This window comes from Anabaena cylindrica UHCC 0172 (assembly GCF_034931625.1).
GTDB classification, from domain to species: Bacteria; Cyanobacteriota; Cyanobacteriia; order Cyanobacteriales; family Nostocaceae; genus Anabaena; species Anabaena cylindrica_A.
In genome coordinates this window covers 19,805-38,464 of the sequence record NZ_JAYGGY010000111.1, presented here as the reverse complement: position 1 = coordinate 38,464, position 18,660 = coordinate 19,805, and the positions used below count along the sequence as shown (strand labels likewise).

General features: G+C 37.7%; 16 protein-coding genes. 5 read left to right on the top strand and 11 right to left on the bottom strand.

All coding sequences use genetic code 11. The features are described 5' to 3' along the window. Positions 1 to 130: 130 nt before the first annotated feature. On the bottom strand, positions 131 to 1,738 hold the full coding sequence (locus VB713_RS24835) for a glycosyltransferase family 39 protein (protein ID WP_323314164.1): 1,608 nt from the start codon (positions 1,736 to 1,738) through the stop codon (positions 131 to 133). 258 nt (positions 1,739 to 1,996) lie between these two features. Between VB713_RS24835 and VB713_RS24830 the strand changes: the two genes are divergently transcribed. Continuing rightward, a complete protein-coding gene (locus VB713_RS24830; RefSeq protein WP_323314163.1) occupies positions 1,997 to 3,520 on the top strand; it encodes a hypothetical protein in 1,524 nt (507 codons plus the stop codon). Positions 3,521 to 3,630: 110 nt separating this feature from the next. Here the strand turns inward: VB713_RS24830 and VB713_RS24825 are convergent, their stop codons facing one another. The 7 genes from VB713_RS24825 to VB713_RS24795 form a co-directional block, all read right to left on the bottom strand. Then, on the bottom strand, positions 3,631 to 4,926 hold the full coding sequence (locus VB713_RS24825; RefSeq protein WP_323314162.1) for a recombinase family protein: 1,296 nt from the start codon (positions 4,924 to 4,926) through the stop codon (positions 3,631 to 3,633). A gap of 60 nt (positions 4,927 to 4,986) precedes the next feature. After that, on the bottom strand, positions 4,987 to 5,346 hold the full coding sequence (locus VB713_RS24820) for a VOC family protein (RefSeq protein WP_323314161.1): 360 nt from the start codon (positions 5,344 to 5,346) through the stop codon (positions 4,987 to 4,989). 69 nt (positions 5,347 to 5,415) lie between these two features. After that, positions 5,416 to 6,210 carry an ABC transporter ATP-binding protein gene (locus VB713_RS24815; protein ID WP_323314166.1) on the bottom strand — a complete coding sequence of 265 codons (795 nt, stop codon included), beginning with the start codon at positions 6,208 to 6,210 and terminating at the stop codon, positions 5,416 to 5,418. 56 nt (positions 6,211 to 6,266) lie between these two features. After that, on the bottom strand, positions 6,267 to 7,310 hold the full coding sequence (locus VB713_RS24810) for an iron ABC transporter permease (RefSeq protein WP_323314160.1): 1,044 nt from the start codon (positions 7,308 to 7,310) through the stop codon (positions 6,267 to 6,269). Then, positions 7,307 to 8,302, bottom strand: a complete 996-nt coding sequence (locus VB713_RS24805; RefSeq protein ID WP_323314165.1) for an iron ABC transporter permease — start codon at positions 8,300 to 8,302, stop codon at positions 7,307 to 7,309. The genes VB713_RS24810 and VB713_RS24805 overlap by 4 nt, the downstream gene beginning before the upstream one ends. A 130-nt stretch (positions 8,303 to 8,432) precedes the next feature. Continuing rightward, on the bottom strand, positions 8,433 to 8,831 hold the full coding sequence (locus tag VB713_RS24800; protein WP_323314159.1) for a biopolymer transporter ExbD: 399 nt from the start codon (positions 8,829 to 8,831) through the stop codon (positions 8,433 to 8,435). Next, the gene (locus VB713_RS24795; protein WP_323314158.1) at positions 8,815 to 9,468 is read right to left on the bottom strand and encodes a MotA/TolQ/ExbB proton channel family protein; all 654 of its coding nucleotides are present in this window, start codon (positions 9,466 to 9,468) and stop codon (positions 8,815 to 8,817) included. The genes VB713_RS24800 and VB713_RS24795 overlap by 17 nt, the downstream gene beginning before the upstream one ends. A 453-nt stretch (positions 9,469 to 9,921) precedes the next feature. Here VB713_RS24795 and VB713_RS24790 point away from each other — a divergent pair, with 453 nt between their 5' ends. Continuing rightward, positions 9,922 to 11,433 (top strand): TonB family protein, encoded by a 1,512-nt coding sequence (locus tag VB713_RS24790; protein ID WP_323314157.1) that lies wholly within the window; start codon positions 9,922 to 9,924, stop codon positions 11,431 to 11,433. A 71-nt stretch (positions 11,434 to 11,504) separates the two neighbouring features. Here VB713_RS24790 and VB713_RS24785 read toward each other — a convergent pair whose 3' ends face one another. Further along, positions 11,505 to 13,535 carry an FAD-dependent oxidoreductase gene (locus tag VB713_RS24785; protein ID WP_323314156.1) on the bottom strand — a complete coding sequence of 677 codons (2,031 nt, stop codon included), beginning with the start codon at positions 13,533 to 13,535 and terminating at the stop codon, positions 11,505 to 11,507. 131 nt (positions 13,536 to 13,666) lie between these two features. On the opposite strand from VB713_RS24785, the gene VB713_RS24780 reads away from it, so the two are divergent. Continuing rightward, positions 13,667 to 13,891, top strand: coding sequence for a helix-turn-helix transcriptional regulator (locus VB713_RS24780; RefSeq protein WP_323314155.1), 225 nt, complete (start codon positions 13,667 to 13,669; stop codon positions 13,889 to 13,891). Beyond that, positions 13,884 to 14,765 carry a hypothetical protein gene (locus VB713_RS24775; RefSeq protein WP_323314154.1) on the top strand — a complete coding sequence of 294 codons (882 nt, stop codon included), beginning with the start codon at positions 13,884 to 13,886 and terminating at the stop codon, positions 14,763 to 14,765. Before VB713_RS24780 ends, VB713_RS24775 begins: the two co-directional genes overlap by 8 nt. On the opposite strand, the gene VB713_RS24770 is transcribed toward VB713_RS24775, so the two are convergent. Together VB713_RS24770 and VB713_RS24765 are read right to left on the bottom strand one after the other, a co-directional pair. Further along, complete coding sequence (locus VB713_RS24770) at positions 14,766 to 15,650, bottom strand: site-specific DNA-methyltransferase (protein WP_323314153.1); 885 nt, start codon at positions 15,648 to 15,650, stop codon at positions 14,766 to 14,768. It lies immediately after the preceding gene. A 126-nt stretch (positions 15,651 to 15,776) separates the two neighbouring features. Further along, entirely contained in the window at positions 15,777 to 15,926 is a 150-nt protein-coding gene (locus VB713_RS24765) for a hypothetical protein (RefSeq protein WP_323314152.1), read from the bottom strand. Between the two features lie 152 nt (positions 15,927 to 16,078). Between VB713_RS24765 and VB713_RS24760 the strand changes: the two genes are divergently transcribed. Next, positions 16,079 to 18,460: a tetratricopeptide repeat protein gene (locus VB713_RS24760; RefSeq protein WP_323314151.1), complete on the top strand. Its 2,382-nt coding sequence runs from the start codon at positions 16,079 to 16,081 to the stop codon at positions 18,458 to 18,460. The last annotated feature ends 200 nt before the right edge of the window (positions 18,461 to 18,660 follow it).

Below are 18,660 nucleotides of genomic sequence, written 5' to 3'. Positions count from 1 at the left end.
TTGGGTTTCGCTGTCGCTCAACCCAACCTACATTTCCTTAACCGAGCAGTATTGAAATCCGAGTCAAGTACTCGGTACTCAATACTCAATACTCAATACTTGATACTTGATACTCAAGACTCAGCACTCACTACTTATTTTTCGTGATTAATTGCCAACCTTCAGCTTGATCAACTACTTTGATAGATTGGAGTTTGAGGGTTTCTAAAGCGGAGGCATTTAAGAGGAAATAGGGTTGGCTATTGTATTGCCAATAATATAGCAGTTCACCAGTAGAAGCGGGAGTAATGGTGCGATCGCTATAAAAATTCAACGATGAACGAGAATAGGCAAAAGATGTGTAGATTTCCCTGGTTTGGGGATTGGCATTGGCTATCATTGTAGCAACTGGTTTGACTGGATAAGCCTCTCCCAATTCCCACACCCAGTAATTAGATTTCATTAACAACAGCAGGGAAATATAACTTCCCCAAACCAAAATTCTCAAAAATTGCCTATCACCCCGCTCTGCTAAAATAGCAGCTAAAGTCATAGTCATAGCTACTGCGGCCAAAATTATCTGTAAGTCTGTTTTGCCACTGACCCAACTAAAATAAATACTACCAGCGGAAGCCACCACAGCCAAGACTGCAAAACTACTCACCCAAGCGCGGGGATAGGATGAAAATAAACGTAATTTCTCTATCTCTGCTAACTGGAAACCAACAGCTAATGCCAAGCTAGGATAAATGGGGAATACATACCAAGGTAGTTTGATGCTAATGAGGGAAATGAGCAGTAGGTAAACACCAGTCCAGACAATAATGAGTTTTGCCCAGCTAAGATTCCGATTTTCCCAAGTTAAGCGTACAGTTTGCGGTAAAAATACGAGCCAAGGCCATGTCCACTTGATAATTTCTAATAGATAATACCAAAATGGTTCATGGCGACCACTTGCAACAGCAGTAGTTTGATGAAACGGTTGATTCACCGCATCAATTTGCGAAAAAGGATAACCATAGTGTATTAGTTGGGCAGCGTACCAACCCATCACAGGTAGAATGCCAATAAAGATTGCTATCCACAGATAGTAACTAGTGAGTAGTCTGGGTGTATCCCAAAAGAGAAAGACCACAGCAATAGAACCTAATAAGATACCCACCATGCCTTTAGTTAGGCAAATTAACCCAAAACTGATACCGATACCAAGACAGTAGCGTAAGTCTCGGCGCGATCGCAACACACACAACATCATCACCATCAACAAGCTTACCACCACCCCATCCAACATTGCTAACCTGCCATGACGCACTACCGGTAGCATAGTCAGATAAATCAAGGCACTATAAATCGCTACCCAACGTTGGCGAAATATCTCTCTACCCATACAATACAGCAAAGGTACAGACATCGCTGTCAAAATTGCACCAGGTAAGCGAGTTGTCCATTCATTCACACCACCTAGAGAATAAACCCCAGCAATCAGCCAATGCATGAGGGGTGGCTTGCTATGATATGGTTCACCTCCCAAGGTAGGGTAAAGCCAGCGCATGGAACCTGGTGGAGAACGCCAAATTTCTCTAGCAACTTGTGCCACAGTCCCTTCATCCCAATCTCGTAGCGGCAGTCCTCCCAGATTGATGCTAAACAGTAACACCGCTGCTAACAGCAATACCATCAGCCATATCCAATCAATCCATTTGTCAACTGCGCGATGTTGTTTTTCGAGATGAGTCCAAATATAGCTTCCTTCAGGCATATTCTATGCTAATCATTTTACTCGCTGGTTTGATTACATAGAGACCAGAGTGAATCTCCAATGTTGCCACACAGTCACAAACCATTTTCACTAGCAATGGCTAGATCCCAAATTAACTCAGTTTTCTCTGAATAATGATAATTTTTTGAACAAAATTTTTCTTATTTATTTTTTAAAGAAGTTAACAAGCATTTTTCCCATTAAATGATATAAAGAATACAAACCTCAACTGGTCAATTACCCTGAAGGAGTCTGTAAATGCGCCTACCATTTATTTTAGATGTCGCCCTAGGTTTAATTTTTATTTACTTAATTTTAAGTTTATTAGCATCAGAGATTCAAGAATTAATTTCTACATTATTACAGTGGCGTGCTACACACTTAAAAAAATCAATCGAAATTCTCTTGGCTGGAGATGTTGACGACTCAGAAACCCAGGAAGTGATTGATTTAGTTAATAAAATTTATAGAAATCCTTTAATTAAAAGTATTAATCAAGAAGCAAAAGGTTTTTTCTCTATTTTACCAAGAAGGATAACTTGGTTTGTGGCTGATAAAACTCGGTCAATACGAAAATCAATAGCTAAATCTCCAAAAAATGAGAAAACTTTTGATCAAGAACATAGTGCGCCTTCCTATATTCCTGCTGCTACTTTTGCTGCCACTCTAATAGAAGAATTAAAACTACCAACAATCATCCATAATTTAACGGAAGTAAGATTAGAAAAATTTAAAAACCAACATTTGCAAGAAGTTGAAAGAATTTTAACCAGATCCCTAAGACAAATAGAAATTGCGGAATTATCAACCCATGTTACCCAAGATATAAAAGATGATTTTGGAGACCTCAAAACAGAATATACAAATATTGTCGCTGATTTCAAAAATAACAAATTTGATATAGATACCAGCGTTAATCAAATGAAGGATAGTTTAGAAAACTATATAGATAATTTTCAAGCAAACATAGATGAAGAAAATCAAGTCTTAATAGAAACATCGCAACGATTGCGAGCTTTCTGTAAACATACTTTTTCTAATATTGAAGAGGCAATAATTATCGGGGGACTAAAGCCTAATATTAACGAAGTTGTACAATTAATGAATACAAGTAACGTTGTGTATAAAGAAATGAAGACAGCTATAAAAGATGAAGATAATCAAACATATCAAACGATTCACCAATTGATGGATAATTTGCCCCCTGTAATCAGAGAAAATATTGAAACCATAGCCAAGCGAGCGAAATACAGCGCTAAAACCACAGAAGAAGGTATTAATATATTACGTCTAGAAATTGAAAATAGTTTTGATAGTTCCATGCAGCGAGCCGGCGGTGTTTACAAGCGAAATGCTAAAGGAGTAGCAATTTTAATTGGTATTCTTCTAGCTTTCGGTGCTAATGCAGATACATTTCATATCATTGATCGGTTATCAAAAGATACAGTACTGAGAGAAGTAATTGTTTATAAAGCTACACAAACACTAGAGCAACAATCTAATTCTTCCAACTTAAGTAATATAGATACTAAGCAAATTTTAGAAGAAGTTAATTTCCCAATTGGTTGGACAAGTGATAACTTAAAAGAGCAATTGGGCTGGAAAGCAATAAAGATTAATGGCTGGCCTGTAATCAACGTATTAAGAATGATTTTTGGGTGGCTAGTGAGTGGTATTGCTATTGCTATGGGAGCGCCATTTTGGTTTGATTTGCTTAGTAAAGTTATGAATGTAAGAAATTCAGGTAAATCACCTAAATCAGCTAGACAAAATGAAGATTAATTGGTAATTGGTAATTGGTAATTGGTAATTGGTAATGGGTAATTGGTAATGGGTAATTGGAGAAAATCTTCTTTCTCTGCTTTCCCTCTCTGTTCCCTTTTCTTAACAGATTAAAAAATGAAAATTACCTGTAAATCCCATTCTTTATCTTGGCGAATTACTTTTATTTGTCGGATAAATTCTCGTAAATAAAATCGTCGTTCTACTTCTGATAAGTCTAACCAAAATTGGGGAATAGAAACAGCTTGAGCAACAGAACGTAAGTTTACAGGTGGGAGAGTTGCTAACTTGGCTTTAAGTTGAGAAATTTCTGTGCGGAGTTTGTAAGCCCTGATTTTGGCTGTTTCTATATCCAAAATGCCAGTTTCTATGAAGGTGGGTAACTGTTCGAGAATTTCTTGTTGACGTGCAATATTATTACTTAAATTATTTTTAATAGTATCCAATTGAGGAAAGTTCATCCCTGCTACTGCTAAAGGTAAATCTCGACAAACAATTTCAATCGTCTTTTCTAAAACATCTTGGTAAGAAATAGCACTACATTTAGGAATTTGGGGACATTTGGTATTGCGTAAATACAAATACTCTTTATTTTGATACCGCTGAGTAACACGAGTAACTGTCATCTGAGATTGACATTGGTTACAAACTACTAAACCAGCTAAAGAACGGGGCGCACTAGCAGTACGAGATGGTAAACGACTATTCCGGCGTAAAAGTCTGTCAACTTGCGCCGCTTCTTCCCTAGAAATAATTCCTATATGGGTATCAGAAATAATTTCACTATTTTGATAAGCTGTGTCGCCTCGATAAACTGGATTTATTAACCAACGCTTTCCTGTGGTGACAGAGATTTTTTTACCGTATTTTTTCGCTAAATGACGAACTGAACCACGTAGAGAACCATAGAGTAAAAAGTTATCAAAAAATTCTTTGACTACAGGTGAAGTACTACGGTCAATTATATATTTACCTTGGCCTCTGCGGTAGCCGTAGGGGACTTTACCTGGAGGTGGTGAGGCTTCGAGGCGATTGCGGGCGTGTCCTTGGCGGATAGTTCGGCTGCGTTGTTGACGTTGAATTTCTTGGAGTAAACTTAGCAATTCGGCACGGAATTTAGCGGACTCGGAAGTGTATGCTTGTTCCGTCGCAATTACTATTACCCCCATAGCTTCTAGTTGGTTGAGGTAATTGCTCACTTGTGCGATTGTATCACCTAATTCTTCTAACCTCCGAATTAGTAGATAGTTTGCTGGTTCTGCTTTACAGTCATTTAGTAATTGTTGTAATTGCGATTGTCCCTCTCCCAAATCTTGATAAACTCGATCTACCTCCCAACCCCAACTAGCTTCATCGGGAGCAGTTTCTAAAAGCGGATTACTGTAAATATAAGCAATAATTTTCATTTAGTCATAGCTTTAATCCATTTAACCGGGATATTTAATTATGTTAAACTAATAGGTAATTTATTGTTGACTTAATTCAATAATATTCCCATCTGGGTCTTTGGTGAAAATAGCAGGACGACCAGAAGCACTAGCTTGAATAGCATAATCTTGATTAAGTAATTCCTTTTTTGCTGTTTCTAAGTCAATAACTGAGAAAGCAACATGGGGATTACGTCCCCATTTTTCGTTTTGGTTTTTGGTGGGGACAGATGATGAAACTATTAAATGTATTTGATAATTACCGATGTGATACCATGCACCAGGATATTTGAGGATGCGGTCTATTTTCGCTAATCCTAATACTTGTCCATAAAAGTGTTCTGAACGTTCTAAGTCGGTGACGAGTATAGCAGTGTGAAGACTTTGGGTAATTTGCATTTTGGGTAATATGGGAGTGAGTATATTTAGATTTTAACCTAACCGCAGATAAGGACATTTTTGCATTTTTTAATTTATTTTACCCTTACGTCCTATAGGTACACATATTGGTGTTCCTACAACTGGGTCAGCAACAACACGACACTCTAACCCAAAAACCTCTTTTACCATTTCCTCTGTCATCACCTGTTGTGGCTCTCCAGCAGTAAAAATTCTACCATCTTTGACTGCAACTAGATAATCGGCATAACGACAAGCTTGATTTAAATCATGCAGCACCATGACAATAGTTCTGCCCTGAAATTGGTTTAATTCATACAACAAATCTAAAACTTCTATTTGATGTGCCAAATCTAAAAAGGTAGTCGGTTCATCTAACAGTAGAATATCTGTATCTTGAGCTAGTGCCATTGCAATCCAAGCTCGTTGTTTTTGTCCACCAGATAAAGTGTCTAATGCACGTTCAGCTAATTTGAGTAAATCGGTAATTTCTAACGCCTGTTGCACAATTTTTTCATCTTTTTGTGACCATTGCTGCAACCAATTTTGATATGGATAACGACCTTGTACTACTAAATCTCTGACTGTTAAACCTTCTGGTGCCACTGGACTTTGAGGCAAAATTCCTAATTGCTGGGCTACTTCTTTTGTGGAAAGTTGAAAAATAGATTCTCCATTCAGATATACAGCCCCACTGCGAGGTTTAAGCAATCTAGCCAAGCCTCTTAATAATGTTGATTTTCCGCAACCGTTAGCACCAACTAAAGCACTAATTTTTCCAGGAGGAATCGCTAAATTTAGATCCCAGATAATAGTTGTACCGTCATAAGCTAAAGATAAATTTTTTGTGGATAAGCCTTGCATAAAAATTTTAGATTGGTAATTGATAATTGGTAATAATGTATTCGCTATTTTTACTGTCACCTATTTTTCTGATTACGAATTAATAAATACATAAAATAAGGAGCGCCTACAGCGGCTGTAATGACTCCACAAGGAATTTCAATAGGTGCAAATAGGATTCTTCCTAGTAAATCTGCAACAACAACAATCATTCCTCCTAACAGTGCTGCGGTGGGAATCAAACCTTGATGATTTGTACCTACTAACTGTCTTCCTAAATGGGGTGCTATTAAACCTACAAAGCCAATCATTCCCGCAGTGGCTACTCCTGCACCTGCTAAGGCTACTGCTACCAGTAATAGTAAACTACGCTGCCATTCCACACGACTACCTAAACTTCTAGCAACATCATCTCCTAAATTTAAAGCGTTTAAATGTCTGGCTAATGTCAATGCCATTGGGATAAAAATAATTAACCAAGGTAAAAATGAAAATACTTGTTCCCAGGTGCGACCGTACACGCTACCAGCTAACCACACCAAAGCATCGCTAACACTGTTAATTTCGCCAAAGGTGATCATTAAACTGGTGAAGGCACTAGCGATCGCAGATAAACCCACTCCCATTAAAATTAATAAAATCGGTGAACTGCCATTATTCCAAGCTAACCAGTAAATTAAAGTAGCCATTAACAAAGCACCAACAAAGGCTGATAAAGGCAAGATATAAACTGGTGCGGAGGGAAATAAGACAATCACTGTAACTGCGGCTAGACTTGCGCCAGAATTGATGCCAATGATACCTGGGTCAGCTAAGGGATTGCGTGTTAAACCTTGAAAGATAGTTCCAGAAATAGCCAGCGCCACTCCCACCATAAAAGCGACAAGGGTACGAGGTAGACGCAGGGAATTAATGACAAACAGATGATCAGGATTTCCCGTATCGACACCCAATAGAGTTTTCATAATATCCAGGGGAGAGATAGGATATTCACCCCTACCCACATTTAATACCATTGCGAACCCAATTACTGTTAGTATAAATAACAGCATTACTGGTACACGCCGATCTATGCGAAAAGATATTGCTGAGGAACGGAACACCAACCAATCAACCTTCATTTCTTCACCTTTGATTTAGCCAGGTAGACAAAAAAAGGAGCGCCTAGCAGTGCAGTCATCACACCTACGGGTAATTCCAGGGGTTTGAGGACGACACGGGCGGTAATATCTGCTACTAACAGCAGAGTTGCCCCTACAACAGCGGAATAAGGCAAAATCCAGCGATAATTGGTTTTAATGAAAAATCGGACTATGTGGGGAACAACTAAACCAATAAAACCGATGGGACCGGCTAGGGCTACTGAACTTCCTGCTAGTAAAACTACGCTAATAGCAGTCAGAATTTTTATCCAGGCTGTTTTTTGACCTAAACCTTGGGCTACATCGTCACCTAAACTCATGGTGGTAATTTGTCTACCCAAAGCAAAGGCAATTACTAAGCCGATCATGATAAACGGTAGTGCGGAAACGAGTATAGTGGTATCTCTACCGGCTAATGAACCAGCTAACCAAAATCTAATTTCTTCTAATGTGCGTTGACTGATGATTAAAATCGCAGTGGTGAGGGAAGAAATTAAAGCTGTCAATGCTGCACCTGCTACTGTGAGATTGAGTGGGGTAGCGCCTCCCTTTCCCAGTGAACCCAGGAAGTAGACTGAAGTTGCTGTGATTCCCGCACCCAAAAAAGCCGCAATTGTCAAGGTAGCAACAGATGAAGTACCAAACACAAAAGTTGTGATAACTACGGTGAGTGCTGCACCGGCTTCAATGCCCAAAATGCCTGGATCTGCTAAGGGATTGCGTGTTAACCCTTGCATTAATGCTCCAGACACTGCCAGGGCTGCACCGACTAGAATGGCAATGAGCGATCGCGGTAATCTGACAGTTTGAATCACTAAATGTTGATATGAACCATCAAAGCTAACAAAGGATGTCAAAATCTTATTTATTGGTATTTCTACTGCTCCCAATGTGACACTAGAGACTAAACAAATTAGCAGCAGCATCAAACACCCAACCAAGCTGAATACAGGTTTAGCCGACGAATTCATCAAATTATTAAAGATCATGAAAATATGAGTAACCTTGAGAGTGCCAATTTTAGTTTTTAGACTGGTGATTTGAGATTGTTTTGGTTGATAATGAACTGGTGAAACAAATCCAAAATCTAAAATTGATTGACTATTTGCGAGTAGCTATAGCTAATTTCACTCCTTGTATCCGTCGCACTTTATCCATCACCGCTACTACTTGGCCATGATTAACAGCTTTATCTGCATTGACTATCACCATCAATGGCTGTGAAGGTTCTACTTTTTCTCTCACCTCAGATTCTAATTGCTCTAAACTAACTATTTCTTTATTCAAAAATATTTTGCCAGTATTATTAATTGTCACCGTCACCTGTGCAGGACGATCTGTTTTTCCCGTAGCAGCTTGAGGTAAATTAACTGGTAAACCCTCAGAACGAGTTAAATACAAAGTTGACATAATAAAAAACGTCAAAATTGCAAAAATAACATCAATCATCGGCACAATATTAATCTGTGCTGGCAATTCTGGCTCATCTTGTAGACGCATATGCTTTTTCTCCTCGTTCGTAGCGACGACGGTATAGTAGTTCTAACTGTCCACCATATTCTTGAATCAAAGCCATTTGTCTTTGATAAAATCCTCGGAAGGTATTAGCAAAAACAAGAGTAAAAATTGCCACAATTAATCCAGTGGCGGTAGAAACTAAGGCTTCACTAATACCACTAGTTACCCCAGCCGCTTTTGTTCCCCCAACATCACCAATATTGAGTGAAGCAAAAGAACCAATTAAACCCAATACAGTTCCCAGTAATCCTAATAGTGGTGCAAGAGCAATAATAGTATCAAAAATTGTATTGAACCTTTTGAATAAAGGTATTTCTGCCTGGGCTTCACTCTCCAAAGCCAAACGAAATTCTTCTGGATTTGGTTCTTCCAGTTCCAAAGCTGTTAAAAATATCCGCGCTATGGGTAAATCTGCATTCTTCCGTAATTTATCAATTGTACTGACTACATTATTCTGACGATAAAGAGTCAATACCTCTCGTACTACTATCTGCTGACGAGTGCTGATTTTTATCCAAAATTTGATCCGTTCCACAATTAGCCCTACCGCCAAAACAGAAGACAGTAGCAGCGGCCACATCACCACACCACCTGCTGTAAACAGATTTTTGATATCCATGTCCGATTTTCAAGCCTTTTGAGTAAATTTACTGGCTACTTCAGCAAGCATAGCTGATATAAGTTCTCAACTTAAATTAGAGCAAATGAGAATATCTGTCAATCTTTTGCTACATCTGAGGCTCAGAATTAATTCTATGCTGGGTTCAAAATCGCTTTAATCATCTACTGGCAGGAGGTTTTAGCTAAAATTCGCAAATACAAAAACTCAAATTTATTGATTGACATTTATAGCTAATTTCTGTTAATCTGCCAAAGTTACTGAAAATTAATAGCAATAAAATCTCAATGACTTAGGGATAAAGCCACTGAGCTTGTAAAAAATAACTCTTACGTGTTTGACTTTTGATCGACTTCGTGAATTACTAACTCCTTAACAGGCATTAAAATCCCTTAAGTCATTTTCCCTCTCAGTATGCTTTGTTACTGAGTTGCCCACTTACCACATATTCTTATGAGTTTTTCCAGCACAGCCATAGAGCAGCGAGAAAAAGAATTAAAGACACTGTCAACCTTTTTGACCTATAGTCTGCTTGGCTCTTTGGCTATACATATTGGATTGCTGGCTTCTGGTATTGGCAATCTACTCACAAAAGTCCCGGAAGAGGAGCCAGTGGAAATCACTTTTGTGGAGACTCCACCCGCAGAAATAAAACCAATAGAAGCACCAGAAGAAGAAATAAAACCTAAAGTTGTTGATAATTCGCAGATTTTCACTAGTTCAAATAATTCTAATTCCTCTCCCAGCATATTTATACCGCAACTACAAAAAAGCACGGTAGTTTCGGCTAAACCTGCTGTGGTTCCTGCTCCGAAAATAGAACCTCTCAAACCTTTACCTTCCATCACAAAGGAAACTGTAGCACCAAAAAAAGTAGATACTCCGCAGCAGGAAGTTTCTCGGTCAAAAGATACTGCTGTTAAACCTTTATCTACTGAGAAAACTGCCATTCAGCCATCTTCAAAATCCAGTTCTAATCTCAGTAAGTTGTTAGCAGGAATCAGAGATGGGAGGGCAAATCAAGAAGTTTCACAACCCTCTCAAGGTACTGTGGGTGGGAATGGTGCAGTAACATCAAACTCAATAGGAATTCCTGGAAGTGGTAGTGGCAGCAGTAGCGGAAACAACAGCAGTAGTGTTAACAACAACGGTAGTGGTAGTGGTAACAACAGCGGTAGTAGTAGCGAAAACAACAACGGTATTTCAAAAGTTGCAACTGCACCGACACCTCCCAAAGCAAGTACTAACTCTGGTAGCGGTAATGGCCGTGCTGCTTGTCGGGAGTGTAATACAAATTATCCAGATTGGGCAAGGAGAAGAGGAGTAGAGGGCAGGGTTGAAGTAGCTGTTGATACGGATAGTCAGGGTAATGTGACTAAAGTACGGTTGTTGAGATCCAGTGGTAATGAGAAACTAGATGCAGAACATTTAGAGCGAGCGCAAAAGTGGAAACTCAAACCCAGTTCAGAAGGTAGACAAGGTGTTAGTATTGGGACTGAATATGCGATCGCAGGTTCCCAACGATATCGCCAACTGCAAGAACGCAAGAAACAAAGAGAATCCGAACGAAGAAACGCTGCATCTACAAACAACGCAAGTAATTCTGCAACTGACAAACCAAGACGCAGCCGACGATTGGTAACATCTGTTAATGACAATATTCCTAAAGAATCAAACCCAATCACCACAAAAATTCGTCGCAGCAGAAATACAGCAGCATCAACAGAATCTACTTCCACTCCATCAACAACTAAAGGTCAGCGTTTGGGAGAAGCTCTCAGAAGAAGAAGAAAAAATCAAGCAACCACTAATACTTCTTCATCTTCACAACAAACAACCAAAAGAAGACGAAGACGGGAAATAACTCCAGCTTCTTCAGTTACTAACAATAGTCAAAGTAGTCCTAAATCTAGCAGCTGGCGGCAACGCTTGCAACAACCAGCATCGTCAGAGCCAAATCAATAACCTTAACATATAGAGTAGAGACGTTCCCTGGAACGTCCCTACTACAAGAGTTCCAGATGAGGATATTTAACCTACCGCCAATCTTCCCAATTTTGGTTAAAAATGGAAGTATCAGGAAAAGCTGTAGGATTACCATTTTGTTCCAACAGCCGTTTTAAAACTTGTAACTGCGGTTCTTGTTTAGGTAAATCATCAACTAATTGATAGGGTGCAATATTTTGTTTGATTGCAAAACTAGCTACAGTTCCCGCAGCTGCACCAGAAGACCATTCAAAGGAATGAACTCGATAAGCAGCAGCCGCTATATGGCTGGTAGCAATACTTTTACCCCCTACCAATAAATTATCAATTTTTTGGGGAATCATGGCTCTGAGGGCAATTTGGAAAGGATATGCTTGGCCAGCACCCCGTCTTTCTCCCGCACGTTCAGTATTACCAGGTGCTTCAGCGGGGCTTTTTGTCATACAAGGATGAAAATCTATGGCATAATGTCCAATACCCACAGCATCAGGGAAAATCGTCGAACGAGTTCTTCTCATGACCTGATCTGGAGAGATTTGACCACTAATTACTGATGGTGCTTCCAAACCTGCCAGTGCTGCTGTTAACCGACGATACATATCCGCTGGCAAGTTTTTACGGTAATACTCATCATTATAATTACGCCGAGAAATATCAATTTCCCCAATTCCAAAACCTTCCGGTTGTCCCCAACTAGGACGGCCGATAATGCGTCTTCCTTCCCGCATATAGGGATATTTAGATAACCCGTGTGCGGTTCCCATTGGGGAATTTAACCCTGTTAACAAACGGTTATTAGGTTGAGGCTGCTTTACACCTGCACCGAGTTGAGAGTCAGTATTTCCCGCAACTAACCAGTAATAATAAGCAAGGGCATTTTCTTCACCTTTGCGGAGTGTTTCGGTTCGCAGTCCCCCCATCCAACCTTCAGGGTTTAACTGTCCAGAAGTTTGTAATTGTTGACGAGTATAAATGAGATTATCATTAGCAGTCCCTGGACGGTAGTCATTCCCCCAAGTCCAGTTTTGCATGGAGATGTCTCCTGGTGTGGGTGCGGTAAACTTAACCCCATTGAATGTAGTTGGTTGTCCTTTTTGCGGACTCCAAATCCGTCTGTAGGTAAAGACTAAATCAAAATTTGCCAATCGCGCTAATTCATAACTAAAATATGGCGCATATTGGGGATAGAATGGAGGCATTACTTGATTTTGCGGGTCTTTGGTAGACTCCATTGCAAAGGTATAAGTAAAACCTTGGGTACAATAGGGGTCGTTGCTGGTGCTAGAAGATGAAGGTTCTAGATAGGAACGCGCATCAATTCCGAGTTTGTAAGGAACATCTGCTAAAGCGATAATTTCCCCGGTTTCGCTGGTATCGACAACGTACCATTTGGAAGTATTGTTTTTAGTTTGTTTGGGGAGAAAGCGAATTAAAGTTTTGCTTAATTGAGGTGAGTTGAGGTAACTATAAGCATCTTCAATGGTTTGAGATAATGTAGCGGTGTTTAGAGGTGGTGCGCCTGCTGTTGGTCGATGTTGAATTGCGATCGCACTATTAATGATTTTACCATCTTCACTAATTGCTAAATCTTTAATTACTGTATTGGGAAACCATTGCAACTTTCCTTTACCCCGTTTTTCAGCCTCTTTGAGCATTTGTGTCATGATGTTGTGAGCATCACGGGGAAGAAAGCAGGAGTCGCTTACCCAACAGTCTCCAGGATTTAGCTTGCCATATTTACGTTGAATGCGGTTTCTTAATTCCAAATATCCGCGAGAATAGAATTGTTTAGCTCGTTGGGTTGGTCTTTCATCTAATGCAGATGTACCTTGAGAAGAAATTTGTCCACCTAACCAGTCGGTAATTTCCGTTAAACAAACCGTGCGTCCTGCGAGTAAGCTTTCATAAGCCGTCGCAACTCCAGAGAGTCCACCACCAACAACAAGAATTTCACAATTGACCGTTTTATCTGGGGTGCGTGGAGTGGTAGCAGCAACGGAATAGGGTGCAAGGAAGGTGGTAATTAAGCTGAGACTGATGAGAGATTTTTGGTGACAAGCCATTTTGTGTCTGTTTTTCATGGTTTATGCATTCTGTACACTACGTCAAATTGTAGACGGTAGCTTTGGGGAAATGTTCATACTTGATTCTACATAATTATGGTACTTAAAGTCCGTGGACTTAAAATCATCAATAGCTTTTAATTGTCTTTATGACAACACCTGATAATCAAAATATTCAAAAAAAATTCGGTAATCGTCTACGTCAAATCAGACAAGATATAGGACTATCTCAAGAAGAATTAGCACATTTATGTAACTTAGACCGCAGTTATGTTGGAGGAGTAGAACGGGGAGAAAGAAATATTAGTCTTCTCAATATTCATAAAATTGCAGATGCGTTAAATATTTCACCCAAAGAGTTTTTTAATGACTAATATTTCCGACAATATACGAATCAAAGAATTAGCAATAATTGCCAACTCAAATAAACCTTTTTTTGATGATTTAATTGAATTTTTACAATCAGAAAGTTATATTGGACTATATGAATTTGTTATTGAAAAAGACTCATCCAAAGCGCAAATAGTTCTGCAAAAATATTTACAGCGTAAACTAGCTAAAAATTTAAATTTGTATGATGGTATTGCTCGTCCATATCCTCAAAGTAAAGCTAAATGGCTTTTGTTAGGTTGGATTTTTAGAGATGCTCCCATACAAAGATTACAAGGGATACTTAAAAATATTGATGGGACAGCTAATGAGCGTAAAGCCATACTTCTAAATCATGTGCGTGAATATGTATCTACAATTTTACCTGAGCCAGAAAGATGGGAATGGTTTCCTATTTGTGAAGTTATGATGGAACGCTTAGAAGGAAGTCGTCGAGCCATAAAAGGAAATCTATTTGAAGCAATTATTCGGACAAATTTAAAAGAAATATTTAAAACTAACAACCTAAAACTGACAATTGGGGAAATTCAAATAAAACTTGGTGGTGAGACTTATGATGTTACAATTAAAGGAAATAAAGGAACAATATTAATTCCAGTTAAAACAAGAGAAACAACTGGTGGTGGCCATGCTCTACTTTTTACCAGAGACATTAATCAAGCAATTGAAAAAGCGAAGAATGATGGATATAAATGTATTCCAATTATCATTGCCGAAGCATGGAAAATAGATTTTGATTCACTGAAATCTCAAGCATTTATTCACATTGACAAAAATCCTAATCAAATAATTGAATTAGAACCTTTACTTAATAAAAAACTCAAAGAGATTTTACATATTTTTAAATCAATTGAATAATCATGTTGAAAAAATACGCCTACTAGCAATTTTACAGTAATCTTCATTAAGTTCAATACCCATAAACCTACGTCCTTTTTTCATAGATACTAATCCCACTGTACCAGCACCAAAAAAGGGATCAAGAACTATTCCCCCTTCAGATGAACCTGCTAGAATACATGGTTCTATTAATTGTTCTGGAAAAACTGCAAAATGTGCATCTCTAAACTTAGATAAAGGAACTTCCCAAACTGTTCTTTTATTTCTACCTTTGGGATGAAAAGCTTGATCCCATCTACCATTATGCAAATTAGAATTACCTGAATTTTTTCCCTGTTCTGGAGTTCCTCCTTTTTTACCTAAATGATTTCGTCCTCCTCGCATTTTACTATTTTCAGAAAAAGTCACATGAGGTTCACGAATAGAATCTGCATCATAGTAATACTTTGAATTTTTCGCAAATAAAAACATATATTCATGATCAGTTGTCGGACGGTTTTTAACCGAAGATGGCATTGCATTGGGTTTATACCAGATAATATCTGACCTCAAAATCCATCCTCTTTCTTTAAGAGCTAATGCTAATTTCCAAGGAAGTCCTGCCAAATTTCCATCTATATATTTATCACCTAGATTTATCCAAAGTGTACCATCTTCTTTTAAGACTCTTTTTATTTCATCAAATATTGCTAAAAGTCTGTTTATATATTCATCTGGACTTTCTTCAGTTCCAATTTGTTTTTCTGCACAATAATCACGCTGTCCATAATAAGGAGGACTGGTAATTACTGTTTGTACTAATGAATCTGGGAGTTTTTTCAGAGATTCTAAAGCTTCTCCATTGATAATAAAATTTGCTTGCTCGAAATCAACTTCACCAATATCTTTTATTTTTACTATCAACTTTCGATCCAGATCCGCAAATAATGGAAGATTTGCAGTGATGTAATCCAGCACAGAATTTATTTTAGCTCTTAGATGGTAATTATAGATATCTTAAACTATTGCCGACTCAACAGCAATAAGAGATTAAGATTTTTCCTTTGTCTTACTGTCGCTACTAAGTGCTAATTTAATTTCTACTAAAACTGCTTCTTCTAGAGTTAGTTCCAGAAATTCTGCAACTGTTCCAACTTTCCAACCTTTAGCTTCTAGATATTCTTTCTTTGATTGTTTCATAGTTACATCCTCAAATAGCGCATATCTCTCCACTAATCTGCTAAAATCAAACAACTGCTCTGAAATCTAGCAACCCCACACCCATCATCTATCATAGATGGCATATAGGCAGACCGCTGCAAAAACTAATCCAACGGATAGGGAAGGTTGTCATGAAGAGCAAAAACCCCATAATCTCAACTCTGGCTTTAAAAAGTGCAATTTTATTATCACCCTTGCTGATATCTACTGGTTTTGTCAGTGGACAACTCCAACTATCCGCTAATGCTCAGGTATTATCAAATCAGGAACGGGAAGAATTAACCAGACTGCGAACAGAAACCAAACTTCAAAAGCAAGTACAGTCAGACTTTGAGCGTGCTTTCACTCGCACAAATACCCTGCTCAATATCTGGTTAACTATCTTAAGTTTGTTTCCAGTAGTTTTGATTGCTACATTGTGGTTGTTGCGTAAAGCTATAATTCGGGAAATTGTTGAGCGAGCAATGCAACAAGTAAAAGGAATCGAAAAGTTGCAAACTCGATTAATTACAGTTAATCAAGATGCGGAAAACCTGGTTAAAATCTCTCAAAATCTTACCCATGAATTAGGACAAGAAGTTAACAATCTTCAACAAAAAGTTCAAGGTGAAGAGAATAAATTATCTATCTTATTATCTGATTTACCAAAATCAAAACAAGAATTTTTAACAGCATTAGAACGTGAAGTTGAATCTGCTCAAGAAAATATCAGCAATTTAGAATTCAAATTAAACACTCAATTAGAACAATTAAATTTATCTAGTCAACAACAAAGAATTGCAATTGAAAATGCTAAAAAATTAGAAGCTGATTTAGTTGCTCAATTTATTAGACTGAAGTTAGAACTTGAAAACCAAAAAGATATTGCTGTTGGTGATATTAAACAATCTCGTTCTCAGTTGATATCTCAAATTCATGGGTTAGAGTCAGAAGCTTTACAGCACAAAGATTATACTTTTGAAAGTATATCAAAATCGCAGTCAGAATTTACTGCTGAATTATCTCAATTTCAGCTAGATGCTCAAACTCAAAAAAATATAACTATAGAGCATTTGGAAAAATTAAATAATTTGTTTAAATCACAGATTACTGAATTACAAACTGATGCTCAAACCCAAAAAGATAATGTCTGTGATGGTTTGGTTAATTTACAATTAGAATTCTCTCACCAACTGGCAGAATTAAAGAATGCGGCTCAAGTTCGTCAACAGCAAATTATTAATAATTTAGAAGCATCTGGTGGGGAATTTATTTCTCAATTTTCAGACATTCAAACTGATATTCAAAAACAACAAGTTCTGATTCGAGAAAATTTACAAAAATTAGATTCTGAACTTGTAAATCAACTGGCAGAATTACAGAATATGGCTCAAGTTCGTCAACAACAAATTATTGATAATTTAGAAATATCTGGTGGAGAATTTACTTCTCAATTCTCAGATATTCAGGCTGATGTTCAACAACGCAAATTGATAATTTTAGAAAATTTACAAAAGTTAGAATCCGAATTTGTGACTCAACTTTTGGAATTACAGAATGCGGCTCAATTTCATCAACAGCAAATTATTGATAATTTAGAAATATCTGGTGGAGAATTTACTTCTCAATTTTCAGACATTCAAACTGATGCTCAAAAACAACGAAATCTCACTTTGGAGAAGTTAGAAAAATTAGAAGCTGAATTTATTAACCAACTTTCAGAATTAAAACTAGATGCTCAACAGCGTAAAGATGCTATTCTAGAAGAGTTAAAAGAAGTTAATCCTATACCAACTATACCAAAACCGGAAATAATATCAGAACCACTGCAACCAGAAGTTTCTGCTGATGATTATGTCAAAGAAGCAGATATGCTGTTTTTAGAAAAACGTTATGAAGATGCTTTTGATATTTATGAGCAAGCGATAAATATCAAATCTGATGATGCAGAAATTTGGCTCAAACGTGGTATAATTTTGAATAGACTAAAACGCTATAAAGAAGCTATTGCTTCCTATAACCAAGCTATCAAAATTAAACCTGATTATCATCAAGCTTGGTGTGATATTGGTGTTGCTTGCGGTAATTTAGGAAAACATAAAGAAGCCTTTAACTGTTTTGATAAAGCTACCCAAATTCAGCCAGATGATGGTGTAGCTTGGTTAAATCGGGGTTTGTCTTTGATAGAATTAGAACGTTATGAGGATGCACTTGCATCTTTTGATCAAGCGCTGCAATTTCAACCCAATTCACCGAAGATTTTAGATAAACGTGGTTACACCTTGGTAAGATTAGGGAGAGATGACGAAGCGATCGCTGATTTTGACAAAACCCTAGAAATAAAATCAGACTATTCTAGTGCTTATTACAATAAATCAGCTTGTTATGCGCTACAGAGAGAAGTAGAATTAGCTATAGAAAATCTACAAATAGCAATTCAACTTAAACCTAGTTACAAGGAAGATGCTGCAATTGATATAGATTTTGATGATATTAAGCATGAGCAAAGCTTCCAAAAATTAATTCAGAGCTAATGTGGTAAAAAAAAATCCATCCATAGTTTCTATAAACAATTAGAACCTATGGATGGATAATTTTGAAGTCATTAATGCCTCTTTTGAAGGGAGGGTTATATGGCAGAGAAATTGGTTTATAGGTTAGCTGTAATTATGCAAGGAAAGCTTGAACAACTATGTAGTTTCCACCCAAGGAAATCCTATCAATGTCTCACCAT